This is a genomic window from Marinobacter salinexigens (genome assembly GCF_008370345.1).
Taxonomy (GTDB): Bacteria; Pseudomonadota; Gammaproteobacteria; order Pseudomonadales; family Oleiphilaceae; genus Marinobacter; species Marinobacter salinexigens.
Map to the genome: position 1 here is coordinate 383346 of NZ_VTUU01000002.1, position 26920 is coordinate 410265.

The 26920-nt window shown below is 55.5% G+C and carries 25 protein-coding genes and 1 pseudogene; 20 read left to right on the top strand and 6 right to left on the bottom strand.

All coding sequences use genetic code 11. From position 1 onward, the window contains the following. The first annotated feature begins 5 nt into the window (after positions 1–5). Genes FWJ25_RS06280 through murB form a run of 7 tightly spaced genes read left to right on the top strand, consistent with a single transcriptional unit; the run spans position 6 to position 5758 of the window. Complete coding sequence (locus FWJ25_RS06280; RefSeq protein ID WP_149599402.1) at positions 6–431, top strand: ExbD/TolR family protein; 426 nt, start codon at positions 6–8, stop codon at positions 429–431. Beyond that, positions 428–2206 carry a lipid A export permease/ATP-binding protein MsbA gene (msbA, locus tag FWJ25_RS06285; RefSeq protein ID WP_438616554.1) on the top strand — a complete coding sequence of 593 codons (1779 nt, stop codon included), beginning with the start codon at positions 428–430 and terminating at the stop codon, positions 2204–2206. Before FWJ25_RS06280 ends, msbA begins: the two co-directional genes overlap by 4 nt. After that, a complete protein-coding gene (gene lpxK, locus FWJ25_RS06290) occupies positions 2203–3258 on the top strand; it encodes a tetraacyldisaccharide 4'-kinase (protein WP_149599403.1) in 1056 nt (351 codons plus the stop codon). The genes msbA and lpxK overlap by 4 nt, the downstream gene beginning before the upstream one ends. Further along, positions 3251–3439 (top strand): Trm112 family protein, encoded by a 189-nt coding sequence (locus FWJ25_RS06295; protein ID WP_149599404.1) that lies wholly within the window; start codon positions 3251–3253, stop codon positions 3437–3439. The genes lpxK and FWJ25_RS06295 overlap by 8 nt, the downstream gene beginning before the upstream one ends. Positions 3440–3463: 24 nt before the next feature. Beyond that, complete coding sequence (gene kdsB / locus FWJ25_RS06300; RefSeq protein WP_149599405.1) at positions 3464–4246, top strand: 3-deoxy-manno-octulosonate cytidylyltransferase; 783 nt, start codon at positions 3464–3466, stop codon at positions 4244–4246. A 4-nt stretch (positions 4247–4250) separates the two neighbouring features. Then, a complete protein-coding gene (locus tag FWJ25_RS06305) occupies positions 4251–4730 on the top strand; it encodes a low molecular weight protein-tyrosine-phosphatase (RefSeq protein WP_149599406.1) in 480 nt (159 codons plus the stop codon). Continuing rightward, positions 4727–5758, top strand: a complete 1032-nt coding sequence (gene murB / locus FWJ25_RS06310; protein WP_149599407.1) for a UDP-N-acetylmuramate dehydrogenase — start codon at positions 4727–4729, stop codon at positions 5756–5758. Before FWJ25_RS06305 ends, murB begins: the two co-directional genes overlap by 4 nt. 108 nt (positions 5759–5866) lie before the next feature. Here murB and FWJ25_RS06315 read toward each other — a convergent pair whose 3' ends face one another. After that, positions 5867–7600: a proline--tRNA ligase gene (locus tag FWJ25_RS06315; RefSeq protein ID WP_149599408.1), complete on the bottom strand. Its 1734-nt coding sequence runs from the start codon at positions 7598–7600 to the stop codon at positions 5867–5869. 127 nt (positions 7601–7727) lie between these two features. On the opposite strand from FWJ25_RS06315, the gene FWJ25_RS06320 reads away from it, so the two are divergent. Then, the gene (locus FWJ25_RS06320) at positions 7728–8342 is read left to right on the top strand and encodes a TetR/AcrR family transcriptional regulator (protein ID WP_149599409.1); all 615 of its coding nucleotides are present in this window, start codon (positions 7728–7730) and stop codon (positions 8340–8342) included. A 5-nt stretch (positions 8343–8347) separates the two neighbouring features. On the opposite strand, the gene FWJ25_RS06325 is transcribed toward FWJ25_RS06320, so the two are convergent. Further along, the gene (locus FWJ25_RS06325; protein WP_149599410.1) at positions 8348–8845 is read right to left on the bottom strand and encodes an Lrp/AsnC family transcriptional regulator; all 498 of its coding nucleotides are present in this window, start codon (positions 8843–8845) and stop codon (positions 8348–8350) included. A gap of 146 nt (positions 8846–8991) precedes the next feature. On the opposite strand from FWJ25_RS06325, the gene leuA reads away from it, so the two are divergent. Continuing rightward, positions 8992–10680 carry a 2-isopropylmalate synthase gene (gene leuA / locus FWJ25_RS06330; RefSeq protein WP_149599411.1) on the top strand — a complete coding sequence of 563 codons (1689 nt, stop codon included), beginning with the start codon at positions 8992–8994 and terminating at the stop codon, positions 10678–10680. A gap of 100 nt (positions 10681–10780) precedes the next feature. On the opposite strand, the gene FWJ25_RS06335 is transcribed toward leuA, so the two are convergent. The 3 genes and pseudogenes from FWJ25_RS06335 to xseA form a co-directional block, all read right to left on the bottom strand. Then, a complete protein-coding gene (locus FWJ25_RS06335; protein WP_149599412.1) occupies positions 10781–10990 on the bottom strand; it encodes a cold-shock protein in 210 nt (69 codons plus the stop codon). Positions 10991–11310: 320 nt separating this feature from the next. Beyond that, positions 11311–13212 (bottom strand): annotated as a pseudogene (locus FWJ25_RS06340) (propionyl-CoA synthetase); the annotation flags it as partial. Between the two features lie 84 nt (positions 13213–13296). Continuing rightward, the gene (gene xseA / locus FWJ25_RS06345) at positions 13297–14676 is read right to left on the bottom strand and encodes an exodeoxyribonuclease VII large subunit (protein WP_149599414.1); all 1380 of its coding nucleotides are present in this window, start codon (positions 14674–14676) and stop codon (positions 13297–13299) included. A 192-nt stretch (positions 14677–14868) separates the two neighbouring features. On the opposite strand from xseA, the gene guaB reads away from it, so the two are divergent. The 6 genes from guaB (at position 14869) to FWJ25_RS06375 (ending at position 21340) form a co-directional block, all read left to right on the top strand. Continuing rightward, a complete protein-coding gene (gene guaB / locus FWJ25_RS06350; RefSeq protein WP_149599415.1) occupies positions 14869–16332 on the top strand; it encodes an IMP dehydrogenase in 1464 nt (487 codons plus the stop codon). Positions 16333–16430: 98 nt separating this feature from the next. Continuing rightward, positions 16431–18008, top strand: a complete 1578-nt coding sequence (gene guaA / locus FWJ25_RS06355; protein ID WP_149599416.1) for a glutamine-hydrolyzing GMP synthase — start codon at positions 16431–16433, stop codon at positions 18006–18008. A gap of 19 nt (positions 18009–18027) precedes the next feature. Next, positions 18028–18531, top strand: a complete 504-nt coding sequence (gene tadA, locus FWJ25_RS06360; RefSeq protein WP_149599417.1) for a tRNA adenosine(34) deaminase TadA — start codon at positions 18028–18030, stop codon at positions 18529–18531. A gap of 9 nt (positions 18532–18540) precedes the next feature. Next, a complete protein-coding gene (galE, locus tag FWJ25_RS06365; protein ID WP_149599418.1) occupies positions 18541–19536 on the top strand; it encodes a UDP-glucose 4-epimerase GalE in 996 nt (331 codons plus the stop codon). Positions 19537–19568: 32 nt separating this feature from the next. Beyond that, positions 19569–20912, top strand: a complete 1344-nt coding sequence (locus tag FWJ25_RS06370) for a UDP-glucose dehydrogenase family protein (RefSeq protein ID WP_149599419.1) — start codon at positions 19569–19571, stop codon at positions 20910–20912. Continuing rightward, positions 20909–21340, top strand: a complete 432-nt coding sequence (locus FWJ25_RS06375) for an HIT domain-containing protein (RefSeq protein WP_149599420.1) — start codon at positions 20909–20911, stop codon at positions 21338–21340. The genes FWJ25_RS06370 and FWJ25_RS06375 overlap by 4 nt, the downstream gene beginning before the upstream one ends. 152 nt (positions 21341–21492) lie before the next feature. Here FWJ25_RS06375 and fabR read toward each other — a convergent pair whose 3' ends face one another. Further along, positions 21493–22104 carry an HTH-type transcriptional repressor FabR gene (gene fabR / locus FWJ25_RS06380; RefSeq protein ID WP_149599421.1) on the bottom strand — a complete coding sequence of 204 codons (612 nt, stop codon included), beginning with the start codon at positions 22102–22104 and terminating at the stop codon, positions 21493–21495. 175 nt (positions 22105–22279) lie between these two features. On the opposite strand from fabR, the gene aspS reads away from it, so the two are divergent. From aspS to ybgC, 5 genes are all read left to right on the top strand, one after another. Further along, positions 22280–24076 carry an aspartate--tRNA ligase gene (gene aspS / locus FWJ25_RS06385; RefSeq protein ID WP_149599422.1) on the top strand — a complete coding sequence of 599 codons (1797 nt, stop codon included), beginning with the start codon at positions 22280–22282 and terminating at the stop codon, positions 24074–24076. A gap of 18 nt (positions 24077–24094) precedes the next feature. Beyond that, positions 24095–24622, top strand: a complete 528-nt coding sequence (ruvC, locus tag FWJ25_RS06390) for a crossover junction endodeoxyribonuclease RuvC (protein ID WP_149599423.1) — start codon at positions 24095–24097, stop codon at positions 24620–24622. Between the two features lie 30 nt (positions 24623–24652). Beyond that, complete coding sequence (ruvA, locus tag FWJ25_RS06395) at positions 24653–25282, top strand: Holliday junction branch migration protein RuvA (protein WP_149599424.1); 630 nt, start codon at positions 24653–24655, stop codon at positions 25280–25282. Between the two features lie 149 nt (positions 25283–25431). After that, complete coding sequence (gene ruvB / locus FWJ25_RS06400; RefSeq protein ID WP_149599425.1) at positions 25432–26463, top strand: Holliday junction branch migration DNA helicase RuvB; 1032 nt, start codon at positions 25432–25434, stop codon at positions 26461–26463. After that, the gene (gene ybgC, locus FWJ25_RS06405) at positions 26456–26917 is read left to right on the top strand and encodes a tol-pal system-associated acyl-CoA thioesterase (protein WP_149599426.1); all 462 of its coding nucleotides are present in this window, start codon (positions 26456–26458) and stop codon (positions 26915–26917) included. Before ruvB ends, ybgC begins: the two co-directional genes overlap by 8 nt. The last annotated feature ends 3 nt before the right edge of the window (positions 26918–26920 follow it).

The following is a 26920-nucleotide window of genomic DNA, read 5'->3' on the forward strand; positions in this document are numbered from 1 at the left end:
ACGTCGTGAAGTTCAAGCGCCAGAGAAGTCAGGAAGTCGGGGTAGACCTGACACCACTGATCGATGTGGTATTCCTGCTGCTGATTTTTTTCATGGTTTCCACCACGTTCACCCGGGAAAGTCATCTCGAGGTAGAGCTTCCGGAAGCCAGCGGTGAACCTGCCTCCCCAGCTGAGGTCAGGCAGATCGACGTAGTGATCAATGCTGCGGGCCAGTACACCCTCAACGACCGGGCTCTGGTCAATAATCGCCGTGAAACCCTTGAGCGTGGAGTAAAGGAACTTTCCGAGGGTGATAGCACATTGCCGTTTATTATCACGGCCGACGCACGCACACCCCATGAATTTGTTGTCCGAGCCATGGATGTTGCAGGCCGTCTGGGTTTTGCCAAACTGAGCATAACCACAGAACGCGAGGCTGAGAGCCAGTGAGCAGTATTGAAACTGATCCGACCCAGTCGCCAGCGCTGCCAGACAGCAGTTGGGGAACCTACAAACGGCTGCTTGCCTATGTAAAACCCTTCTGGCTGGCGTTTGCACTTGCTGTCGTAGGTAATGTGATTTATGCCGGTGCGTCGACCGGCATGGCAGCGGCCATGGAGTATGTCATCGCGGCTATCGAGAATCCCACCGAGGACAATCGCCTATTGCTCACGGTCGTGATTGTCGGCGTGTTCGCCTTGCGGGGTGTCGGTACGTTCATGAGCCAGTACTTCATCAACTACGTTGGGCGCCAGGTGATCAATGCGTTGCGGAATGATGTCTTCGACCGCCTGCTGACGCTGCCTTCCCGTTACTTCGATGACAATGCGGCTGGTCGTCTCGTCTCCAAACTGACGTTCAATGTAGAGCAGGTGGCCGAGGCCACGACCAATGCGGTAACGATATCCCTCCGGGAAGGTCTCACCATTGTTGGTCTGCTCAGTTTCATGCTGTACACCAACTGGAAACTTACCCTTATTTTCCTGGCTGTAGGCCCCATTATCGGCGCTGTTGTCAGTTATGCGAGTAAACGTTTTCGTCGCATCAGTAAGCGTATCCAGGGTTCTATGGGTGATATTACCCATGTCGCTTCCGAGTCCATTTCAGGCTACCGGGTTGTGCGGACCTTCGGCGGTGAGGATTACGAACAGCAACGATTCCGAGAGGTTAACGAGAGAAACCTAAAGCAAAGTCTTAAGATGGCTTCTACCCAGGCGATCAGCGTACCGGTGATTCAGGTGCTGGTTGCAATAGCCATTGCGGCACTGGTCTGGACCATGTTGGCTCCGGAAATTCGTGGCGGCATGACCACCGGTCAGTTGGTGGCATTCATTACCGCGGCGACCACCATGGCCAAGCCCATTCGGCAGGTGACCTCCGTACACGCCAAGATCCAGAAGGGTGTCGCGGCAGCCTACGATGTGTTTGAAACCATCGACGAACAGCCGGAACAGGACCCTGGTACCTATTCACCTCAGCGGGTAGAAGGCACGATTCAGTTCAAAGATGTGGCGTTTCGCTACCGGGACCAACTGGATAATGTTCTTGAAGGCATTTCTGTCGAGATCCCGGCAGGCCAGAGTGTTGCTCTCGTTGGTCGTTCCGGCAGTGGCAAATCCTCCATGGTCAGCTTGTTGCCCCGTTTCTATGAGTTCACCGGTGGAGACATTCTGATTGACGACCATTCCCTGCGTGAATACTCCCTCAAGGCACTAAGGTCCCAGATTGCACTGGTGACGCAGAATGTCGTGCTGTTCAATGACACCATTGCTGCGAATATTGCTTATGGTGCTCTGAGAGACTGTGGCCGGGAGGAAATCCGCGAGGCAGCCGCGAAGGCCCACGCGCTTGAGTTCATCGATCGTATGCCTGACGGACTCGATACCATGATCGGTGATAATGGTGTGATGTTATCCGGTGGTCAGCGGCAGCGTCTGGCCATTGCCAGGGCATTGCTGAAGAATGCGCCTATCCTCATTCTGGACGAAGCTACCTCGGCTCTGGATACCGAATCCGAACGTCACATCCAGGAAGCTCTCGAAACCGTTATGAAAGGCCGTACCACTCTGGTGATCGCTCACCGCCTTTCCACCATCGAGACGGCCGATCGTATCCTGGTGATGGACAACGGCAGAATTATCGAGACTGGTCGCCACGACGAATTGCTGTCAGCGGGAGGGGCCTACGCTCAACTGCATCAAATGCAGTTCAGTGATCAGACATGAGTTCCTTTGTAGATCGCGTCTGGTATGGCGGTAACAGGCCTCTGTGGTTCCTCTCTCCGTTGGCCTGGCTGTTCCAGTCAGTGTCCGAGTCCCGGCGCAGGAAAGCGTGGGAAGCCAATCGCCATAGTCTTCCTGTCCCGGTAGTCGTGGTAGGCAATATCACCGCTGGCGGAACAGGCAAATCCCCCCTCACAGCCTGGCTGGTGAAAGCCCTGGCCGCTGATGGCTGGCGGCCTGTCATTATCAGTCGCGGCTATGGTGGAAAATCCCCTGAATACCCTTTACTGGTGACCCCTGAGACAACACCCGGGATGGCCGGAGATGAGCCCGTCATGCTGGCTGATGCGACAGGCGTTCCTGTCGTGGTTGACCCGGACCGGCGCCGCGGCGCCTGCTGGGCGCTGGAGCAGGGGCTTGGTGATGTGCTGATCTGTGACGACGGGCTTCAGCACTACCGTTTACCCAGAGACATCGAGCTTGCCGTTTTTGATGGGGCCCGGGGCATTGGCAACGGCGCGATTATCCCCGTCGGCCCGCTTCGCGAACCGGTATCCCGCCTGTCATCGGTGGATTTCCTGGTGATCAACGGCGGCAGTGAGGACTCGGATCATCCCCTGAATTCATTTCAGGGCATTGAGCATCCGGCCATTTATTCAATGTCGCTTGCGCCTTCCTCCCTGGTGAACCTCCGGTCTGGTGAATTCCGGCCGCTTGCGGATCTTGATGGCAAAGTCGTCAAGGCGGTTGCGGGTATCGGTAATCCGGGCCGGTTTTTCGATACCCTCAGGGCTCTTGGGGCAACTGTCTCAGAGGCCCCGTTTCCGGATCATCATGCGTTTAAGGCGCATGACCTTGAGGCGCAGGGCGATCAGTGGGTGGTTATGACCTCCAAGGACGCCGTAAAATGCCGGGAATTTGCGTCAGACAATGTCTGGGTCCTGGCCGTGGAATCCAGGTTACCCGAGGCTTTTGAACAAGCCGTGCTGGCCGCTGTGCGGGCATGTGCTGATCAGGTTGTTACTACTACAGTTGATGAGATGCATCATGGATAAAAAACTTCTGGGCCTGTTGGCCTGCCCGGTGTGCAAGGGCGAGCTCAAACTGAACGACACCAAAACCGAACTGGTGTGCTATCAGGACGCCATGGCGTTCCCTGTACGGGAGGGCATTCCTGTCATGCTGGCCTCCGAGGCCCGTACGCTAAGCACCGACGAACGTCTTGATAAACGATAACCGACTTTTCTGAGGCCGTTAGCCATGTCCTTTACCGTTGTCATTCCGGCCCGATACGGCTCCAGTCGCTTACCTGGTAAGCCGTTGGCTGAGATCGCAGGCAAGCCCATGGTTCAGCACGTCTATGAGCGGGCTATGGAGAGTCGGGCTGATCAGGTGGTCGTCGCGACGGATGATGATCGTATTCGTACAGCCTGTGAAGCTTTCGGGGCGGAAGTGGTGATGACATCACCAGAGCATGCCAGTGGAACAGATCGCCTCGAAGAGGTTGCGCGAGTGTTGGGGTTTGGCGGTGATCACCGGGTGGTGAATGTTCAGGGCGATGAGCCTCTGATCCCTCCGGCGTTAATCAATCAGGTAGCAGATAATCTGGAGCGATATCCTGAGGCTGCAATTGCGACTCTGTGTGAACGCATTCATGACGTGGCACAGGTCTTCAATCCGAATGTGGTAAAGGTGGTCTTTGATCAGACCGGGATGGCCCACTATTTCAGCCGGGCTCCGATTCCCTGGGCAAGGGATCTCTGGCAAAACGGCACGCCGATGACGGGTGGTGATGTTTCGCTGCCAGAGGGCATTGGTTATTTTCGTCACATTGGCATCTACGGATACCGGGCCAGTGTGCTGGGGCAGTTCGTGAGCTGGCCGCCGGCGCCGACAGAAACCGTGGAATCGCTGGAGCAGCTTCGTGCGCTCTACAACGGCGCGGGCATTCATGTGGATGTGGCGGTTGAAAACCCACCCGCGGGTGTCGATACCGCAGAGGACCTCGAGAGGTTGCGTCAGAGAATGGAATCAGGGGGGTAACGTCATGTCCGAACCGGTAAAAGTTCTGTTTGTCTGTCTTGGTAATATATGTCGCTCACCCAGTGCCGAAGGCGTGTTCCGTACCTTGGTAGAAACACACGGGCTGACGGAGCGTATCCATATTGATTCATGCGGAACCGGTAACTGGCATGTTGGAAATCAGCCTGATCCCCGAGCGATTGAGGCGGCAAACCGTCGTGGAATCGACATCAGTCAGTTAAGAGCACGGCAACTGGACTCCGGCGACCTGGATACCTTTGACTATGTGTTGGTGATGGATCGGCAGAACCTGGCCGATGTAAAGGACATATGGCACCAGAATGGCGGCACTGAGCCGTTGTTGTTTCTGACTTTTGGTCGTTCCGGACATCAAGAGGTTCCAGACCCGTATTACGGCGGTGATGATGGCTTTGAAACGGTACTGGATATGATCCACGAGGCAGGTGAAGGCTTATTGGCCGAGATCAGGGGGCGCCTGGCTTGAGCGCTGCGCTGGATGTCCGCCGTGATGTAGAGCTGGTTTCGCTGAACTCCATGCATTTGCCTGCTACGGCGAAATACTACGTGGAAGTGACCGACGCCGGGTCTTTGGCCGGAGCTCTGGGCTGGGCGAAGGAACACGCGGAACCCGTGCTTATCCTGGGCGGTGGTAGCAATCTGGTCTTTACCGGAGATGTTGAAGGGCTTGTCATCAGGCTGTGTATCCGTGGCCGGTGCTGGGAGCATGCCGAGGGTAACGAAGCAACGCTGGTCCTGGGAGCGGGGGAAAGTTGGCATGAATCGGTACTGTACGCCGCCCGTTCCGGTTACCGGGGTATAGAAAACCTGGCTCTGATTCCAGGCACGGCGGGCGCTGCTCCGGTCCAGAATATCGGTGCCTACGGTACTGAATTAAAAGACACTCTGGAATCGGTCACTGCGTTTGATCGGGAATCCGACCAGTGGGTTGAGCTGAAGAATTCGGACTGTGAGTTTGGCTACCGGGAAAGTCTGTTCAAACGGCTTCCAGGGCGTTATGTCATTACTGAAGTGAGGCTCAGGCTCTCACGGGTGAGGGCTTTCCAGACTGCTTATCGCGATCTTGAGGAATACCTCGGAGACACCGCAAAAACTGACTTGAGCGCAACGGCGGTAGCTGAAGCCGTGATGGCTATACGCCGCCGGAAGTTGCCGGATCCGGAAATTCTGCCTAATGCAGGGAGCTTTTTTAAAAATCCGGTGGTTACGAAAGAAGCCTATTCAGCGCTCAAGGCCGGACATCCGGAAATTGTAGGCTATGAGCAACCTGAAAATGTAAAGCTGGCTGCGGCCTGGTTGATTGATCAGTGTGGCTGGAAGGGTTACCGAAATGAGCGGGTTGGGGTGCACAACCGCCAGGCTCTGGTACTGATCAATCATTCAGAAGGTAATGGTCAGGACATACTCGCGCTGGCTGAACGTATCAAAGCATCCGTATTCGAGAAATTTGGGGTAGCGCTGGAGATGGAACCGGGAGTTGTCGGCAAACTATAGCGAGGGTTTGCCGGAAATGATTGCTTCGGTCCTGACAGAACGTGAGCGATATTCAACAAAAGGCCCCGGTGTGATCGGCTCATACCGGGGCTTTTTCATTCTGCAGGATCAGAGTCCCTTGCGTGGGGAAGCTTTAACCAGGAAAGACAGAGCTTCTTCCACCGGGATGTCCTGCTTGTCCTCGTCGCGGCGGCCCTTGTATTCCAGGGTGCCCGCAGCAAGGCCGCGATCGGAGACCACGAACCGGTGCGGAATACCGATCAATTCCATATCGGCAAACTTGACACCAGGGCGCTCATTACGGTCATCCAGAAGTACATCGTATCCTGCCTGGCGGAGCTGCTCGTAGAGCTTCTCAGCGGCCTCGGCCACTGTCGGAGACTTGTGGCCGTTCAGGGTGACAATAGCGACTTCGAACGGGGCGATGGCATCCGGCCAGATAATGCCCTTGTCGTCATGATTCTGCTCAATGGAGGCAGCGACGATGCGGGACACTCCGATACCGTAGCAACCCATCTCCATGATCACGCTTTTTCCGTTTTCGTCGAGTACAGTCGCGTTCATGGCCTGGCTGTATTTGTTGCCCAGTTTGAAAATGTGGCCAACCTCAATACCACGGCGGATCTCCAGAGTGCCCTTTCCGTCCGGGCTGGGGTCGCCTTCGACCACATTGCGAAGATCCTCAACGCGGGTGAGCGGCACGTCCCGCTCCCAATTCACTCCGGTAAGGTGGAAGTCGTCCTTGTTGGCGCCGCAGACGAAATCTGCAAGGTGAGCAGCACTTCGGTCGACAATGACGGGAACGCTGAGATTGACCGGGCCGATAGAGCCTGGTTTGCAGCCCACCGCTTTTTCTATTTCTTCATCAGTTGCCATGGTAAGTGGTTCGGCAACGCCTTTGAGATTCTCGGCTTTGATTTCGTTGAGGGTGTGGTCACCACGGAGAATCAATGCCACCAGGCCGGCTTCTTCACCTTCCTCGGCTTCGGCTTTGACCAACAGGGTTTTTACCGTACGGACGGCATCAATGCTCAAAAACTGGGCTATCGCATCGATGGTACGCTGGCCAGGTGTTGAAACTTCCTGCATGTCTTCAGACGGGGCAGGCCGATCTCCGGCAGGTGCAAGCGCTTCCGCCTTTTCGATATTTGCTGCGTAATCACTCTCGGTGCTGAACGCAATATCGTCTTCACCTGAGGAGGCAAGTACGTGGAATTCATGGGACGCGTTGCCGCCGATGGCGCCGGAATCCGCTTGTACCGGGCGGTAGTCAAGCCCCAGTCGATCAAAGATCGCGCAGTACGTGCGGTGCATGACGTCATAGGTTTCGCCGAGAGATTCGGTGTCCAGATGGAAGGAGTAGGCATCCTTCATCACGAACTCACGGGCGCGCATCACGCCGAAACGGGGGCGACGTTCATCGCGGAACTTGGTCTGGATCTGATAGAAATTGGCCGGTAGCTGTTTGTAGCTCTTGAGCTCATTACGAATCAGGTCAGTGATGACTTCCTCGTGGGTCGGGCCGAAACAGAATTCCCGTCCATGACGGTCGTTCATACGCAGGAGTTCGCCACCATACTGGGTCCAGCGACCGGATTCTTCCCACAGTTCTGCCGGCTGAACCGCAGGCATCAGTACTTCCTGAGCACCGCTCTTGTCCATCTCTTCACGAACAATCCGCTCAACCTTGCGCAGGGTCTTCAGCCCCATAGGCAGCCAGGTGTACAGGCCAGCGGCCAGTTTGCGGATCATGCCTGCACGCAGCATGAGCTGGTGGCTGATAATTTCGGCGTCTGCCGGGGTCTCTTTCTGGGTTGCAATCAGATAGCGGCTTGCTCGCATCGTATCTTCCGTTTGGTTCAGAACAGGGTTGTTAGACTAATGGACAGGCGGGGGTTGGCCCGCGGAAGCCTTTATTTGTCGTAGAGTGGTGGTTATTGTACGGAGCCTGTCGAACAAGGTACAGATGATGACTGACGAAACTATCGATGTTACTCCCCGGCGGCGTCCGGTACAGGCTCGCAGCCGAGAACGGGTGAATGTAATTCTGGCCCATGCTGCGGCGATCTTTCAGGAGCATGGTGTCGATGCGACCAGCATGTCCGCCATCGCGCGAGGCTCGGATATGTCGCTCGCATCGCTGTATCGTTATTTCCCTAACAAGGCTGCTATCGTGCATGCGGTGGCTGAGCAGCACGTGGAAAAAATGGAAACGGCACTGCGGGAGCGCCTTCCAGAGCTTGGCTTAAACGAGGCGGTAGACGTTCTGCTCGACCAGTTTTACGAGTTCTATCGCACCGAGCCTGCCTACTCAGCAATCTGGAGCGGTATCGAGGCGATGCCTGAACTGAGAGAGCTTGATCTGAGGGAGTTATACAGTAATGCCCGGGATCTGGACGCTAAACTCAAGCAGGAATGCCCTCATATTCCTGGGGATCGCCGGTGGACCGCCAGCGTCCTGCTGCCGCGCTCAGCCGGGACCATTCTCCGCCTTGCCGCAACCTTGCCTGAGGACGAAGGGCGGCGGATGGTGGACGAACTGAAGTGCATGGCTGGCGCCTACGTGCGCGAGTTGATTCGCTAATCCTGTCAGTCCAGATAGCCCAGAGGCAGCGATGTGCTGTCGATGACCCGCCTGAGCACAAAGCTTGAGTGAACTCCGCTGACACCCTGGATCCGGGTAATCCTGTTGAGCAGAAACTGGTGGTAGTGGTCCATATCCGGTACCACGATTTTCAGCATGTAGTCTGCGTCTTGTCCTGTAATCAGGTAGCACTCCTGAACTTCAGGGTACTCGGATACCTTCTCTTCAAATTCGGCAAATCGTTCGGGTGTGTGGCGATCCATGCCGATTAATATAATAGCGGTCAGGTCCAGGCCGAGTTTTTTGTGGTCCAGAATAGTCACAGTGCGGACGATGATGCCTGCCTCTTCAAGCGCTCTGACACGCCTGAGGCAAGGGGAAGGTGAGAGTCCGACTTTGTCTGCCAGCTCCTGATTGGTTAAAGAGCCGTCCCGTTGGACCTGGTCCAGGATTCGTCGATCCGTTTTGTCGATTTCTAACAGATTTTTTCTTTTGATTGGCATAATATTGCGTCAAAAATGATTTAATGGGTTTTTAATGGCCAAAAAATAGTATTTTTCTTTGAAAATAGCAATCAAATGCCGGCGGATAGCGGTTAATCTATATCAAGCTAATTAAACCACCAGCGCAGCAGCAAGGAATCACCACCATGGCTTTCGATCATCGCAAATATGTTGCTTTCAAACCTGTCGGCAAAACAGACCGTCGCTGGCCTGACAAGGTCATCGAAAAGGCGCCTGCGTGGTGCGCGGTCGATCTCCGGGATGGCAACCAGGCGCTGGTCAAACCGATGACGGTGGCTCAGAAACAGAGGTTGTTCGATCTGCTCGTCAAGCTTGGTTTCAAAGAAATTGAGATCGGGTTCCCGGCGGCCAGCCAGCCCGATTTCGATTTCTGCCGGAAGTTGATTGATGAAAACCGAATTCCGCACGATGTGAAGATCCAGGTACTGACCCAGGCCCGTCCAGAACTGATCGAGCGCACTTACGAGGCGCTGGACGGTGCAAAGCAGGCCATTGTTCATGTCTATAACTCCACGTCTACGGTCCAGCGTGAGCAAGTGTTCGGGCTCGATCGTGCAGGCATTCGTGATATTGCAGTTCAAGGCGCGACGCTGGTTCGTGATCTGGCGGCTAAGCATCCGGAAACCGAGTGGACTTTCCAGTATTCCCCTGAAAGCTTCACAGGAACCGAACTGGACTTTGCTGTGGATGTTATCGATGCGGTGACTGAAGTCTGGCGTCCGGATCAGGGGCAGCCGGTTATTATTAATCTGCCGGCTACGGTTGAGATGGCGACACCCAATGTATTTGCGGATCAGGTCGAGTGGGTGTGCGATAACATCAAACGTCGGGAGCATGTGAGCATCAGTCTTCATACCCACAATGATCGCGGCTGTGCGGTCGCTGCAGCAGAATTGGGTGTGATGGCAGGTGCTGATCGGGTGGAAGGCACTCTGATGGGTAACGGTGAGCGTACTGGCAACATGGATCTGGTGACCATGGCCATGAACCTTTACTCACAGGGCATTGATCCGACCCTCGATCTGTCCGGAATGGCAGAAATTACCGAAGTGGTTGAAGCCTGTACCGAGATTTCCACACATCCGCGGCATCCTTACGCTGGTGAATTGGTCTTTACTGCCTTCTCCGGTAGTCACCAGGACGCCATCCGGAAATGCCTGTCCAAGCGCAAGGAAGGAGATGTCTGGAATGTGGCGTATTTGCCGATTGATCCGTTTGACGTCGGGCGCCGTTATGAAGAAGTTGTCCGTATTAACAGCCAATCGGGCAAGGGCGGGGTGGCTTATGTGCTGGAGCGTGATTACGACATTACGTTGCCTCGCTGGCTGCAGATTGAATTCAGTAAGGTCGTCCAGCGCGAGGCTGAGAATAATGGCGGTGAGATCGATTCGTTAACCATCCATCGACTGTTTGAAGATCGTTACCTGAAAGTGCATCGTGACTGGGCTTTGCGCTCCTATGACCTGCATCGGGATGAAGATGGCGTGCGCGCAGAGGTTTCGGTCGGTGACCCGGAAGCCAGTGTTCAGCTCGAAGGCCGTGGGCTGGGTGCTGTGGAAGCTGTGTCTGAGGCGCTGGAGCAAAGGTTTGGAGTTGCCATTGCAGTGGAGGCCTACGATGAGTTTGCGCTGGGTGAGGGAACTAATGCCAACGCGTTGGCCTGTATCCGACTGACCGTGAATAGCGAACACAGCAGTGCCGCAGCGTTGGCTGAAGACACCACGTCGGCCACCCTGCAGGCTTTGCTGTCAGCAGTGGCGCAGGTTGTTGGTGTGACCATGCCGGCCCAGGTAGGAGAGTCAGCGTTGGCCTGAGTGTCGGCGTTTTGAGCGGATATAAAAAAACCGGCGGAATCTCCGCCGGTTTTTTTGTTTCTCCAGTGCCCGTGAGGGGCAGCAGGGGAATAGGTAACCCTTAGAGCGGGGTTACGTTTTCCGCCTGAGGGCCTTTAGGGCCCTGTGTCACGGTGAACTGTACCTGCTGGCCTTCAGCCAGGGTACGGAAACCGTTTGAGTTAATTGCGCTGTAGTGAACGAATACGTCACTGCCACCGTCCTGAGCAATAAAGCCGAAGCCTTTTGCTTCGTTGAACCACTTCACGTGACCGGTTTTGGTATCGGACATTGATCTTTCCTGTCTTTCTGAAATTTAGCCCTCACGGGACCTTCAATACTGCAAGTTTTGTCTGAGCAATTGCTGAGAAATCCAGAGAGTACTGAGGAAGGGGCAACGCTGAGCTCTTGGGCAGGACGTTGGAACGCATTCACCAAATACCGCTGTATTTTCACAGCAATTTCAGTATAGACCGACTTTGGGGGTCGTCAACGCTTTTTTGGGGATTTATTGCGAATTTTAGTGGTTTAAAAACAAGGGGTTGCTTCAAAAGGGTGCAAAAAATCATCCGACCCCTTTAAGAGTCGGATGAGAATTCAGGGTAGCGGGGATCAGGCGCGGAAGTGCTCGCTGATCTCTTCCAGAATGGCTGGATCATCGATGGTGCTGGGTACGGAATACTCTTCACCGTCTGCGATCTGGCGAATAATCCGGCGAAGGATTTTGCCTGATCGGGTTTTAGGCAGACGTTCGACCACCATGGCTCTCCGGAAGCACGCGATCGCACCGATCTTGTCGCGAACCATTTCCACGAGTTCGTCTTCAAGCTCATCGTGGTCGATGGTCGCGCCATCTTTGATAAGCACCAGGCCGACGGGAATTTGCCCTTTCATATCGTCATGAGCGCCGACGACGCAGCATTCTGCAATCGCCGGGTGCGAGGCGACCACTTCTTCCATTTCACCGGTGGAAAGGCGGTGGCCTGCGACATTGATAACGTCATCAGTCCGGCCCATGATGAAAACGTAGCCGTCGTCATCGATGTATCCGCCGTCGCCGGAGCTGTAAAAGCCGGTAATAGGTTTCAGATAGCTGCTCTGGAACCGTTCATCATCGCCCCATACCGTTGTGAGACACCCTGGCGGCAAGGGAAGCTTGACTGCGATCTGGCCCTGCTCGCCCGCAGGGACCTGGCTACCATTGAGGTCAACAACCTGAACGTTGAAGCCCGGGGATGGTACGGTGGCAGAGCCGGGTTTGGTTTCCATCATTTCAATGCCAACCGGGTTGCAGCAGATTGCCCACCCGGTCTCGGTTTGCCACCAGTGATCGAGAATGGGGAGGCGGGTGTGTTCCCTGAGCCACTCGTAAGTGGGTGGGTCCAGGCGTTCGCCAGCCAGGAAGATACGTTTCAGTGAACTGACGTTATAGCGCGACAGTTGGTCTGCCTCGGGATCTTCTTTGCGAACAGCGCGAAAGGCGGTTGGGGCAGTAAACAGCAGATTAACAGAGTGATCCTGAACCACTCGCCAGAAAGCGCCCGCATCAGGGGTTTTCACTGGCTTGCCTTCGTAAAGTATTGTGGTGCAACCGGCAAACAGCGGTGCGTAGACAATGTAACTGTGGCCGACAACCCAGCCTACGTCTGAAGCTGCCCAGTAGACGTCTCCGGGGTTGGCGTCATAGACGACACCCATTGAATATTTGAGGGCTACTGCATGGCCGCCATTATCACGAACCACGCCCTTGGGTTTGCCTGTTGTTCCGGATGTATACAGGATGTAAAGCGGATCGGTGGATTTCACGGGTACAGGGTCGATTGGGGTCGCTGATGTCATCAGCTCGTTCCAGTCGTAATCCCGGCCGGTCTGCAATGTTGCCTCGACCTGGGGGCGCTGGTACACGATGCAGCAGTCTGGCTTGTGGCTGGAATGCTCAATGGCTTTATCTACCAGAGGTTTGTATTCGATGACCTTGGTGATTTCGATGCCGCACGAGGCGGTAACCACAGCCTTCGGTTTGGCGTCTTCGATCCGGACCGCGAGTTCGTGTGCCGCGAACCCCCCGAATACGACCGAATGAATCGCGCCGAGTCGGGCGCAGCCGAGCATCGCGATGGCTGCTTCGGGAATCATCGGCATATAAATAATGACCCGGTCGCCCTTGCTGACGCCCCGTTCTTTCAGGGCGCCGGCAAAGGAGGCTACCGCATCTCTGAGTTCTGTGTAGGTGTAGGAACGCTGGGTGTTGGTGACCGGGGAGTCGTAGATGAGGGCTGTCTGGTCCCCGCGGCCTGCCCGGATATTGGCATCCAAAGCCACGTCGCTGGTGTTGAGAACACCATCGGGGAACCACTCGCCGTGACCGTTGTCCTTGGCTTGCCAGATGGTTTTCGGCGTCTCGATCCAGTCAATTCTGGTCGCCTGCTCGCGCCAGAAGTCCTCCGGTTGATCGACTGAACGCCGGAATTCTGAGTGGTAGTCCATAGTTTCCACCTCGTTGTGCCTGTTGTTGTTTTGTTTGGTTTGTAAACAACTTTAGGCAGTTTGAGGTCTGGAACTAGTAGACCATAGGCTTAGTCTAATCTGTTTTTGGTGTTATTCCGCCCCCGAATTGACGGAGGTCACAGAAGCTGAGATCTCACCTCCCGAAACGCGCGCGGTGATCTGGTCGCCATGGGTGAGGGATGATGGGTCCCGGACAATGGCTCCGTCGGCGTCTTTGACGATGGCATATCCGCGCCCAAGCGTCGCCAGGGGGCTGACTACGTGGAGGGTCTTTCCGAGATGCTCCAGACGATCCCGGCGTCGGCTCATCTGATGGCTGGCGCAGCTTGCCAGGCGCTCCGAGAGGCGGTCCACAGTTTCCCGGTTGGCCGATAGCTGGCGCTCGGGGGATTGCATGGCCAGGCGCTTTGCCAGGTGCTGTTGGCGCACAACTGATCGCTCAAGCCGATTCCGGATCACTTTGGCCAGCCGGATCTCTAGGTCATCCATGCGCTGGGCCTTTTCCTGGAGGTCGCGCCGGGGATCTCTCAGGCGGGCCGACAGGTGACTGAGCTGGGTAGCCTGTTTGAGCAGGGTGCGCCTGACGGCATTCGCAAGTCGCAATTCCCGGTCCGCCAGTTGCTTCAGCCATTCTGATTGATCTGGCGAGACTTTCTCTGCCGCCGCAGAGGGAGTCGGTGCCCGGAGGTCGGCAACGAAATCTGCAATGGTGAAATCAACTTCATGCCCGACCGCACTGATCGTCGGGATCGGGCTGTTGGCGATGGCTCTGGCAATGGCTTCCTCGTTGAAGCACCACAGGTCCTCGAGGGAACCACCGCCCCGGCCGACGATCAGCACGTCAGCGACATTGTGCGCGTTGGCCCGGTTAATGGCGTCAACGATTTCGGCAGTTGCAGCCTTGCCTTGAACTGACGTCGGGTAGAGCGTCACCGGAATGGCAGGGCAACGCCTGGCAAGGACCGTCAGTATGTCGTGTATGGCCGCGCCGGTCGGCGAGGTGATGACCCCGATATGGCGTGGAACTGTCGGCAATGGTCTTTTCCGCGAAGGGTCAAACAGGCCTTCGCTCTGTAATTTGCGCTTTAGCTCGTCAAAGGCCTGCTGCAGCGCGCCGAGTCCGGCGGGTTCAAGATGTTCGACAATGATCTGGAAGTCCCCCCGGTTTTCATAGAGGGTAACCTTGCCCCGAATACGGATCTGATCGCCTTCCTTTGGCAGGGTTCGTATACGCTGATTCGCACCGCGGAACATCGCACACCGGATCTGACACTTCCGGTCCTTCAGGGAAAAATACCAGTGACCTGATGACGGGCGCGAAAACCCGGAAATTTCTCCCTCAACCCAGACCTGCATAAAGCTGGTTTCCAGCAGATGCCGCGCCTGGTGGTTGAGCTCAGAAACCGTCAGCGCACGGGGCCGGGTGTCGGAAAAAGGTTGGGAAAACGGGGGTGTACCGAGTTGATCCATACGCAATAGCCGAAAATTGGGGAGGTAAAAATAACGAAAATTCAAAAAGATGCAATCGAACCTTAAAAATGCCCCGGTTTACTGTCCAGGAGAGCCCCTTTATAATAGGTCGATTAAGGATTTTGCTTTGCTGCGCCGTCGCGGCGGCGGCACGGAAATTCCCAACTTAGCACGTTCAAAAGGCGGATCCCAATGCTGCGTATTGCCGAAGAAGCCCTCACATTTGATGATGTTCTGCTTGTCCCTGGATATTCTGAAGTTCTTCCTCACCAAGTCAACCTGCAGACCCAGTTGACCAGAGGTATTACTCTGAATATTCCTCTGATATCCGCAGCCATGGATACAGTGACCGAAGCCGAGCTGGCCATAGCCATGGCCCAGGAAGGCGGCATCGGTATCATGCACAAAAATATGTCTGTTGAGCAACAGGCCGCAGCCGTTCGGAAGGTCAAGAAGTTCGAAAGCGGTGTGGTCAAGGACCCGATTACAGTATCTCCGGATACAACCGTTCGGGAACTGGTCGACATCACTATCGCCAACAGCATTTCAGGTCTTCCGGTTGTGGATGGTCATGACCTTGTGGGTATCGTCACTGGTCGTGATATTCGTTTTGAAAGCCGCATGGATACGCCGGTTCGGGAAATTATGACCCCGAAAGAAAAGCTGGTTACGGTGAAAGAAGGTGCCAGCCTGGATGACGTCAAGGAGCTGCTCCATCGTCATCGCATCGAGAAAGTCCTGGTCGTCAATGACAACTTCGAGCTACGCGGTCTGATTACCGTTAAGGACATCCAGAAGGCGAAAGACTATCCGCTGGCCTGCAAAGACGATCAGGGACGTTTGCGCGTCGGCGCTGCTGTCAGCACTGGTGGTGACACCGAGGCCCGGATTACCGCGCTTGCTGAAGCGGGTGTTGACGTGATCGTAGTTGATACAGCCCACGGGCACTCCGCCGGTGTTATCGAACGTGTTAGCTGGGTCAAGAAGAACTTTCCGGAAGTTCAGGTGATCGGCGGCAACATCGCTACGGCTGAAGCGGCTATCGCGCTGGCTGATGCTGGTGCAGATGCCGTCAAGGTTGGTATCGGTCCCGGTTCTATCTGTACCACCCGGATCGTTGCTGGTATTGGTGTTCCGCAGATTTCTGCAGTTTCCAATGTGGCCGCAGCCCTGAAGGAGCGCGGTGTACCGTTGATCGCTGACGGTGGTATTCGTTTCTCCGGCGACATCGCCAAAGCCATCGCTGCAGGCGCTCACTGCGTGATGGTCGGAAGTCTTCTGGCGGGTACTGACGAGGCTCCTGGTGAAGTGGAGCTCTTCCAGGGTCGTAGCTATAAAGCATACCGGGGCATGGGATCTCTGGGTGCTATGGGGCAGGGCTCCAGCGACCGCTATTTCCAGGACGCCAGTAAAGGTGTTGAGAAGCTTGTGCCGGAAGGTATTGAAGGTCGGGTTGCCTGCAAAGGCCCGATGCGCAACATCGTTCATCAGTTGGTAGGTGGTTTGCGTGCTTCCATGGGTTACACCGGTAGCGCGACCATGGACGCCATGCGTACCCAGCCGCAGTTCGTGCGTATCACCAACGCTGGTATGCGTGAGAGCCACGTTCACGACGTGACCATCACCAAAGAAGCACCTAACTACCGTATCGGTTAAACTACTGTTTCGGTAATGTCGGCACATTGACCGATGCCTGACTTCAACGCGGCTCCCTTTGGCGGGCCGCGTTTGTTATTTCTGATTCCGAGGACTCCATGGCCCAGAACATCCACGACCACCGCATCCTGATACTCGATTTTGGCTCCCAGTACACCCAGCTCATCGCGCGCCGGGTTCGGGAAGTTGGCGTCTACTGTGAAATCAGGGCGTTTGATATCACCAACGAAGAGCTCGAAGAGTTTAATCCCAAGGGTATTATTCTCGCGGGTGGACCGGAATCTGTAACCCAGTTGGGTGGGCCGCGGGCTCCGGAAGGTCTGTTTGAAAGGGGCATTCCGGTTCTCGGTATCTGCTACGGCATGCAAACCATGGCGGAGCAGCTGGGTGGTCGTGTTGCCAGCTCCGAAAAGCGGGAGTTCGGGTACGCCCAGGTAAAGGTTCGTGCCAAAGGTCCTCTGCTGGCTGACATCTCCGATCACTTGACGGCAAACGGGGACACCCTGCTGGACGTCTGGATGAGCCATGGAGACAAAGTCGTTGATATGCCTGAGGGCTTTGAGCTGCTGGCCTCAACCGAGAGTGCACCCGTTGCAGCGATGCAGGATGTGGGGCGTGGCCTTTACGGCGTACAGTTTCACCCGGAGGTAACCCATACCTTGCAGGGCAAACGAATTCTGGAGCACTTTGTACTCGGTATTTGCCAGTGCGAGGCGCTGTGGACTCCTGCCAAAATCGTTGACGATGCGGTTCAGCAGATCCGGGCCCAGGTCGGCAATGACAAGGTTCTGCTGGGGCTTTCGGGCGGTGTGGATTCTTCTGTGACCGCGGCATTGCTGCACCGGGCAATTGGTGATCAACTGACCTGTGTTTTCGTGGATAACGGCCTGCTTCGACTGCACGAGGGCGATCAGGTGATGGATATGTTCGCCAGCAATATGGGTGTAAAGGTCATCCGCGCAGATGCAGAAGACCTGTTCCTCTCCAAATTGCAGGGAGAAAATGATCCGGAGAAGAAACGGAAGATCATCGGTAACACCTTCATTGATGTGTTCGATGAGGAAGCGACGAAGATCAAAGACGTGAACTGGCTGGCTCAGGGCACCATCTATCCGGATGTTATCGAATCCGCTGCTTCAAAAACCGGCAAGGCCCATGTGATCAAGTCCCACCACAACGTGGGTGGCTTACCCGAAACCATGAAGCTCAAGCTGGTTGAGCCGCTCCGTGAGCTGTTCAAAGATGAGGTTCGCCGTATCGGCCTGGAATTGGGGCTGCCATATGACATGGTTTATCGCCACCCGTTCCCGGGTCCTGGACTGGGCGTTAGGATCCTCGGTGAGGTGAAGAAGGAGTATGCGGATATCCTGCGCCGTGCAGATGCCATCTTCCTGGAAGAACTGCACCGAGCGGACCTGTACCATAAGACCAGCCAGGCATTCGCGGTGTTCCTGCCGGTCAAGTCCGTGGGCGTTGTTGGTGATGCGCGGCGCTATGAATACGTTATTGCTCTGCGTGCCGTCGAGACGATCGACTTCATGACCGCGCGCTGGGCACACTTGCCGTATGAGTTGCTTGAAACGGTCTCCAACCGGATCATCAATGAAATTACCGGGGTCTCTCGTGTGACTTACGATGTATCATCCAAGCCGCCGGCTACGATCGAGTGGGAGTGATCGGAGCAGGCTGCAGTTAATGAGTTCGCAGTGTTCTGCAGATGAGTTCTGGATGGGGCGCGCCCTGGAACTGGCCGCGCAGGCGGCCGCCAGGGATGAAGTGCCCGTCGGGGCGGTTGTGGTGTTGGATGGTAAAGAAGTCGGCGCCGGCTTCAATGCGCCGATTACCGGTTGTGACCCGACCGCGCACGCTGAAATCCGGGCGTTGCGGGATGCAGCAGCGAGGGTAGGGAACTACAGGCTCTCCGGCGCTACGCTTTATGTGACGCTGGAGCCCTGTACCATGTGTGTTGGTGCGATCGTGCACAGCCGCATCAGCCGGTTGGTATACGGCGCCACAGAGCCGAAGGCGGGGGCAGTGGAGTCAGCCCGCAAAACGTTGGAAGAATCTCACCTCAACTGGGTTGTGGAGCCGGTTTCGGGTATTCTCAGCGAACAGTGCAGTCAGATCATCAGTGATTTTTTCAGCAGGCGCCGAAACGAAATCCGGCAGCGGCGCAATCAATCATCAGGGAAGGAGTGAACATCTGACATGAAAGTTCTCGTTACTGGCGGCGCCGGCTATATCGGCAGTCATGTGGTGCGCCAATTAGGGCAGGCCGGGCACGATATCGTGGTCTACGATAACCTGTCGACCGGGTATCGTTGGGCTGTGACAACCGGGGAGCTGGTTGTTGGAGACCTGGCGGATGAAGCGGCACTGGATGCCGTGTTCGCCCGGCACCGGTTTGACGCGGTTCTTCATTTTGCCGCCAATATCGTTGTGCCCGAATCTGTTGCCAACCCCCTGAAGTACTATAGCAATAACACCCGCAATACTCTGAATCTTCTCAAAGCTGTCGAGAAGTATGATATCCCCTATATGGTTTTTTCGTCGACGGCGGCAGTTTACGGCATGCCCGACGAGACAGTGCTGACTGAAGATATGCCATTGGCTCCGATAAATCCGTACGGAGCCTCCAAAATGATGAGTGAGCGGATGATCATGGATCTGTCTGCTGCTTCCAGTCTTAACTACGTTATCCTTCGCTACTTCAATGTTGCCGGCGCTAATCCGGATGGTCTTCTGGGGCAGGCAACACCCGAGGCGACACACCTGATCAAGGTAGCCTGTGAGTGTGTTACCGGTCAGCGGAGCGGGATGAGTGTATTCGGAACAGATTACGACACCCGCGATGGCACCTGCATTCGCGATTACATCCACGTGGAGGATCTCGCCAAGGCTCACGTGATGGCGCTGGACTACATGAGCCAGGGTGGCGAGTCGAAAGTATTGAATTGCGGCTATGGCCGCGGCTTCACGGTTCGCGAAGTCATTGATGTGGTGAAAAAGCAGTCCGGAGTCGATTTTCCGGTCGAAGAAACCGGCCGGCGAGCGGGCGATCCGGAGGCGCTTATGGCTGATAATAAGCGGATCAAAGAAGCCCTGGGGTGGGAGCCGGACTACGACGATCTTGAAACGATTGTTGGCACCGCGCTCGCATGGGAAGCGATTTGGCTGAACAAGAAGTCTGAACAGAATCATTGACGTTTTACATTGGAATTACAGGGATATAGCCAGTGAAAATCACGATTTTTGGTAGCGGTTACGTTGGGCTCGTAACAGGGGCCTGCCTTGCTGACGTTGGCCACGACGTTTTGTGCATGGATGTGGATCAAAGCAAGATTGATCGCCTGAAAAACGGACAGATTCCAATTTATGAGCCTGGGCTGGATGCCATTGTCCGGCATACAGTTGAAGCCGGGCGCCTGTCCTTTACCACAGATACAGCTGCTGCTGTAAAGCATGGTCAGCTGCAATTCATTGCTGTGGGAACCCCGCCGGATGAAGACGGCTCAGCCGATCTTCAGTACGTTACGGCTGTTGCGAAGTCCATTGGCGAGCATATGGACGAGTACAAGGTAGTTGTCGACAAGTCTACTGTGCCGGTCGGTACTGCGGATAAGGTTCGGGCGGCTGTCAGGGCACAGTTGGATCACCGTGGCCTGGAGCTGGATTTTGATGTTGTTTCCAATCCGGAATTCTTGAAGGAAGGCGCTGCGATTGGTGATTTCATGAAGCCGGATCGCATTGTGGTCGGTACCGACAGCGACAAGGCGACCGAGTTGCTGCGTGAAGTTTACTATCCCTTCAATCGCAGCCACGACCGGATGATCTTTATGGATGTCCGCTCAGCCGAACTGACCAAGTACGCGGCAAACGCGATGCTGGCGACCAAAATCAGCTTCATGAACGAAGTGGCGAACCTTGCAGAGCGGTTGGGCGCCGATATTGAAGCGGTGCGTCGTGGTATCGGGTCGGACCCGCGGATTGGTTACCACTTTATCTATCCGGGCTGCGGATACGGTGGGTCCTGTTTCCCGAAGGACGTGCAGGCTCTTGCCCGCACCGCCAGCGGTTGTGATTACGACGCGAAACTTCTGCAGGCGGTTGAAGCAGTCAACTACGCCCAGAAGCATGTGTTGTTTGACAAAATCAGTCACTATTTTCAGGGTGACCTGAAAGGCAAAGTTGTGGCGCTTTGGGGGCTGGCTTTCAAACCCAATACCGACGATATGCGCGAAGCCTCAGCCCGCACTCTGATGGAAGATCTCTGGAAAGCGGGTGCGGTTGTGCAGGCGTTCGATCCGGAAGCGATGGAAGAGACCCAGCGCATCTATGGTGATCAGGATGGTTTGACCCTGTGCGGCACCAAGGAGCAGGCGCTGAAGGGGGCAGACGTTCTGGCTATTTGCACCGAATGGAAGGAATTCCGGTCTCCGGATTTCGACATGGTGTCTTCCGCCTTGCGGGAGCCAGCTGTATTTGACGGGCGTAATCTCTATGAGCCCGAGATGCTCGAGCGTTATGGTCTGGTCTACTACGCCATTGGGCGTGGCAGAAACCAGTTTCATTCGGCATGAGTGCGCAATCGGGTCAGGGCTTCCAGCTGAACGAAAGGCTGGAAGCAGACACCGTAAGCCTGGGCCAAAGCCGGTTGTGTGATATCCGCCTGATGAACGACAGTACCTGGCCGTGGATTATCCTGGTGCCACGGGTTGCCGGAATCCGGGAAATTTACGAATTGTCGGATGAGCAGCAAAGGCGCTTGCTGGAAGAGTCTTCTTTGCTCAGCAAAGGGATGATGGAGTTGTTCGGTGGCGACAAAATGAACGTTGCTGCGTTGGGCAATATGGTGCCGCAACTGCATTTGCATCATATTGTCCGCCTGCAGGGTGATCCTGCCTGGCCCGGGCCTGTGTGGGGTGTTCAGCCTCCGGTGCCTTATTCGGAACCGCAGCTGATTGAGGTGGTTGGTCGTCTCAAGTCGGTTATTGAACAGCTCCAGTGACGATTATCCACCGGTAGCGCGCTTGCATAAAAAAGCCCGCCTTGGCAGGCGGGCGGAAATGCCCATTTGGGCAGCGACTCAACAACGGGTAGGCTCGTACCCGTATTAGTTGAAACGTGCCGCTTGCCAAAAGGTTCCATCGGCCTGCCATATTATTTTCTGGCCAGAGTCTGGGCGCCGACCAGAATCATCCTCAGCTCAGTTTTCAGTTTGGTTTTCAGCTCTTCCCGTTCCGTCGGGGTTGCATCCAGCGCCTCTGCCCCCTGGTTGAACACCAGCGTGACCATGGCTTCTGCAACCAGGCGGGCATCGGACAGTGACTTGCCCTGTTCTTCTGCGAAACGATTCAGGTCATCCACCAGTTCGGTCACGAAGTGGTCGATCTCGGCCTTGACGGCGGTCCGGAACGGTTTTGATACGCCGGTCCGCTCCCGCAGCATCAGACGGAACAGGTTGGCGTTATTGCCCAGATACTCCATAAACGTTTCCACCGAGGTGGAAATGGCGCTGCCGTCTCGCGCAATCCGTTTTCGGGCCTGTCGCATCAGTTGCCGCAGGGCAACACCGCCTTCATCCACGAGTGCCAACCCGAGTTCGTCCAATTCCGAGAAGTGCCGGTAAAACGAGGTGGGCGCTATGCCGGCTTCCCGGGCGACTTCTCTCAGGCTCAGGCTGCCAAAACCCCGGTCTGCACTCAGTTGGGCCAGGGCCGCGTCCATGAGTGCCCGGCGGGTACGAAGTTTTTGCTCTGCTCTGGATGACAAGGCAGGACTCCAATAGCTTGGTGAAGGCAGCATTCTAACGGCCCGCCAGGGGTGAGTCATCCGGCACGTTTTTCCCATAGAAACACGCCTGATTTTCAGGACCATTGTGTTTATAATGGGCGGCTTTTCCAGACATCGCGAACAAACGAATACATCTGACATTACGGGAACCGGTATGCGCAGTCATTATTGCGGTGGGATCAATGAATCCCACATCGATCAGGAAGTCACTCTATGCGGATGGGTACACCGCCGCCGTGACCATGGTGGGGTTATTTTCCTAGATCTGCGGGATCGGGATGGCATGTCCCAGGTGGTTGTGGATCCTGATACCCCCGAAAGCTTCGCGCTGGCAGAGAAAGTTCGTAGCGAATTTGTTGTACAGGTGACTGGCCGGGTGCGTCGCCGTCCCGCAGGTACCGAGAACAACAACATGCCGACCGGTCAGGTAGAGCTGCTCGGTAAGCAGGTTGCCATTCTGAATGCCGCCGCGACGCCTCCCTTCCCGCTGGATGAGCATGTGGACGTGGGTGAAGACGTTCGTCTGCGTTACCGTTTCGTGGATCTTCGTCGTCCCGAGATGATCAATCGTCTGCGCTTCCGTTCACGGGTAACCAGCTATATCCGTAACTACCTCGACAGCAACGGCTTCATGGACGTTGAAACACCGATCCTGACCCGCGCGACACCGGAAGGTGCCCGTGATTATCTGGTTCCCAGCCGTACTCACGAAGGATCATTCTTTGCGTTGCCGCAGTCTCCACAGCTCTTCAAGCAGATGCTGATGGTGTCTGGCGTCGATCGTTATTACCAGATTGCCAAGTGCTTCCGCGATGAAGACCTTCGTGCCGATCGCCAGCCTGAATTTACCCAAGTGGATATCGAGGCTTCTTTTATTGATGAAGAGACCTTGATGGCACTGAACGAAGACATGATTCGCACCCTGTTCAAGGACGTGCTGGATGTCGAGTTGCCAGAATTCCCGCGCATGCCGTATGCCGAAGCCATGAGTCGCTTTGGTAGCGACAAGCCGGATCTGCGTATTCCTCTGGAACTGATTGACGTTGCCGACCTGGTCGAAGGCGTTGACTTCAAAGTCTTTGCCGGCCCCGCCAAGGATCCCAAAGGCCGGGTTGCAGCGCTGCGCGTGCCGAAAGGTGGCGAGCTGACCCGCAAGCAGATTGACGAATACACCAAATACGTTGGTATCTATGGTGCTAAGGGGCTGGCCTACATCAAGGTCAACGAGCTGGCCAAAGGTGTTGAAGGCCTGCAGTCCCCGATCATCAAGTTCCTGGGTGATGACGTTGCCCTGGCCATGATGGAGCGGGTAGGTGCTGAAGACGGCGATATCGTGTTCTTCGGTGCGGACAAAACCACCGTTGTGAACGAAGCTCTGGGCGCACTGCGTATCAAGGTTGGTCACGATCTCGACATACTCACCAGCGAGTGGGCGCCTATGTGGGTGGTCGATTTCCCGATGTTTGAGGAAACGTCTGACGGCGGCCTGACCGCCATTCACCATCCGTTCACAGCACCTTCCTGTTCTCCGGAGGAGCTGGAAGCTAATCCTGCAACCGCCTTGTCCCGCGCTTATGACATGGTGCTTAACGGCACGGAACTGGGCGGTGGATCCATCCGTATTCATGACGAGAAGATGCAGGAAACCGTGTTCCGCATTCTCGGTATTGGTGAAGAAGAGTCCCGAGCCAAGTTCGGCTTCCTGCTGGATGCACTGAAGTTTGGTTGTCCTCCTCACGGTGGTCTGGCCTTCGGCCTGGATCGCCTGGTGATGCTGATGACGGGCGCCAGCTCCATTCGTGACGTGATTGCGTTCCCGAAAACCCAGAGTGCCACCTGTCTGATGACTCAGGCGCCGGGTGAAGTAGACGAAAAGCAGTTGCGAGAGCTGCATATTCGCCTGCGTAAATCTGCCAAGGCTGCCGAAGGCAACAAGGCGGAGAGCCAGTAAGCAGTAGCGAGGTTCGATGTGGCGATCATTCTGGGCGTTGATCCGGGTTCACGAATTACCGGCTACGGTATCATTCGGGCTCAAGGTCGCCACATCGAATACATCGACAGCGGATGCATCCGGGTTGGTGAAAAGCCCATGGCCCAGCGTCTGCAAACCATTTTTCAGAGTCTCGCCACGCTGATCGGTGAGTATCGCCCCGAAGAATTCGCCATAGAACAGGTGTTCATGGCCCGGAATCCGGATTCAGCGTTGAAGCTTGGTCAGGCGCGTGGTGCAGCCATTGTAAGTGCCGCCAACAGCGGCCTTGCTGTACACGAATATTCTGCCCGCCAGGTAAAACAAGCGGTTGTCGGTACGGGTGGGGCGGACAAATCTCAGGTACAGCACATGGTCCAGGCTCTTCTTTCCCTGTCCAGAAAACCTCAATCTGATGCCGCGGATGCGCTTGCCATTGCACTCTGTCATGCCCACATGAGCCAGAGCGTCTTAAAGGTGGTCAGTGCCGGTGGCAAGGTTCGGAGTGGGCGGGTAAGGAAACAATAATACGCTCTTCGGAGCGACAGGAGGCTGCTCTTGATTGGTCGTATCCGTGGCACACTTGTAGAGAAAACACCTGGCCAGGCGTTGGTGGAATGCGCTGGGCTGGGTTACGAAATTGACATCCCCTATACCACCTTCTTTCACCTTCCTGATGTGGATCAGGAGGTCATACTCCATACCCATTTTGCTGTTCGCGAAGATGCTCAGAGTCTGTTTGGTTTTGCTTCAAAGCTGGATCGTGATCTGTTTCGTCTTTTGATCAAGGTTAACGGTGTGGGCCCGAAAATGGCCGTTGGTATTCTGTCTGGTCTCGATGCCGCTCAGTTCATTCGTGTTGTTGAAGCGCGGGACGCCTCGGCGCTGGTGAAGCTACCGGGCGTTGGCAAAAAGACTGCAGAGCGGCTTCTTATTGAAATGGCAGACCGGATCGGGCAACTTGAAGGTCAGTTTATACCTTCGTCGGCGGACACCGTGGCACCTTCGGATGTGGTTTCCACAATCGGTATGCATGGGCCTGATCCCCGAGAGGAAGCTGAAGCTGCACTGATTGCCCTGGGCTATAAGCCTCAGGAAGCGAGTAAAGCGGTCAGCAGGATTGCTGAAGAGGGAATGTCCAGTGAAGAACTGATACGTCTGGCCCTCAAGAACATGATTCCTGCCTGATAACATAACGGTAATATGTCGTCTGCGTAGCGCCAATTGTGTAGAGAGCGTAACGTGACAGCCCCAAAGCCGTTTGTACAATTGGCACAACGTTAACTTTCAGGCGATTACGCAGGCACGATGTTGATTCCCGACAAATGGGTGATGCCATGATTGAATCCGACCGACTGATTTCAGCCGGTGCTGGTGAATATGAAGAGGTGCAGGATAGGGCTATCCGTCCGACGTTATTGTCTGAATACGTGGGTCAGCCTGCGGTGCGTGAGCAGATGGAGATCTTTATATCTGCAGCCCGTCGGCGCGAGGAAGCGCTGGATCACGTACTGATTTTCGGTCCTCCGGGCCTGGGTAAAACAACCCTGGCCAACATCATTGCCAATGAAATGGGTGTTTCCATAAAGACCACCTCCGGCCCGGTTCTGGAAAAGGCGGGTGACCTTGCGGCGATGTTGACCAACCTCGAGGAAGGCGATGTCCTGTTTATTGACGAGATTCATCGCCTGAGTGCTGCTGTAGAGGAAGTCCTTTATCCCGCCATGGAGGACTACCAGCTGGACATCATGATTGGTGAAGGTCCGGCGGCGCGATCGATTAAACTCGATCTGCCCCCTTTTACCCTGGTAGGCGCTACCACAAGAGCCGGCCTGCTGACGTCACCCCTCAGGGATCGTTTTGGCATCGTTCAGCGTCTGGAGTTCTACAACACTCAGGACCTGACCAATATCATCATGCGATCCGCCCGCCTGTCTTCGGTGGATATTGATGAAGCCGGTGCTTTCGAAATTGCCCGCCGCTCCCGTGGTACGCCGAGGATCGCCAATCGCCTGCTCAGACGGGTGCGCGATTATGCCGAGGTTCGTTCCAACGGGCATATCAGTTCCGACGTTGCCGATCAGGCCCTGAACATGTTGAAAGTTGATAATCAGGGGTTTGATCACATGGACAGGCGGTTGTTGCTGGCGATGATCGAGAAATTCGATGGAGGCCCGGTGGGCGTCGAAAGTCTGGCAGCAGCTATTAGCGAAGAGCGTGGAACTATAGAAGATGTTCTTGAGCCCTTCCTGATCCAGCAGGGATTTATGGTACGCACACCCCGCGGGCGGATGGTTACCTCTAACGCCTATCAGCATTTTGGCGTGTCTCCGGCGAGATCAGGAAAGGAGGACGATCTCTTTGACTGATCAGCAAGAGTCTCCTTTATTTGAATTACCCGTTCGCGTGTATATAGAAGATACGGATGCCGGTGGCATTGTGTATCACGCGAATTACCTGCGTTACATGGAGCGGGCCCGAACAGAGTGGGTCAGAAGCTGTGGTGTCGGTCTGCGTGCCGGGCTGGCAGAGAATATCAGCTACGTGGTCCAGAAAATGGCGATCCACTATGTAGCACCGGCCAGGCTGGATGACGAGTTGCTCATTACCGCTGAACCCACTGGGTTTGGGCGAGTATGGATGGACTTCAGGCAGCGTGTGATTCGGTCCGGGGAACGCAAAGTGCTGTGTGAAGCCGATGTGCGCGTTGCCTGTGTGGCTCTTGATAGCGGTCGCCCGAGGCGACTGCCGGACAACATGAAGTCGTTGCTGACAGAACAGGTTCAGCTCATGGAAACAAAAAACGGAACTAGCCAGGAGTAAAAG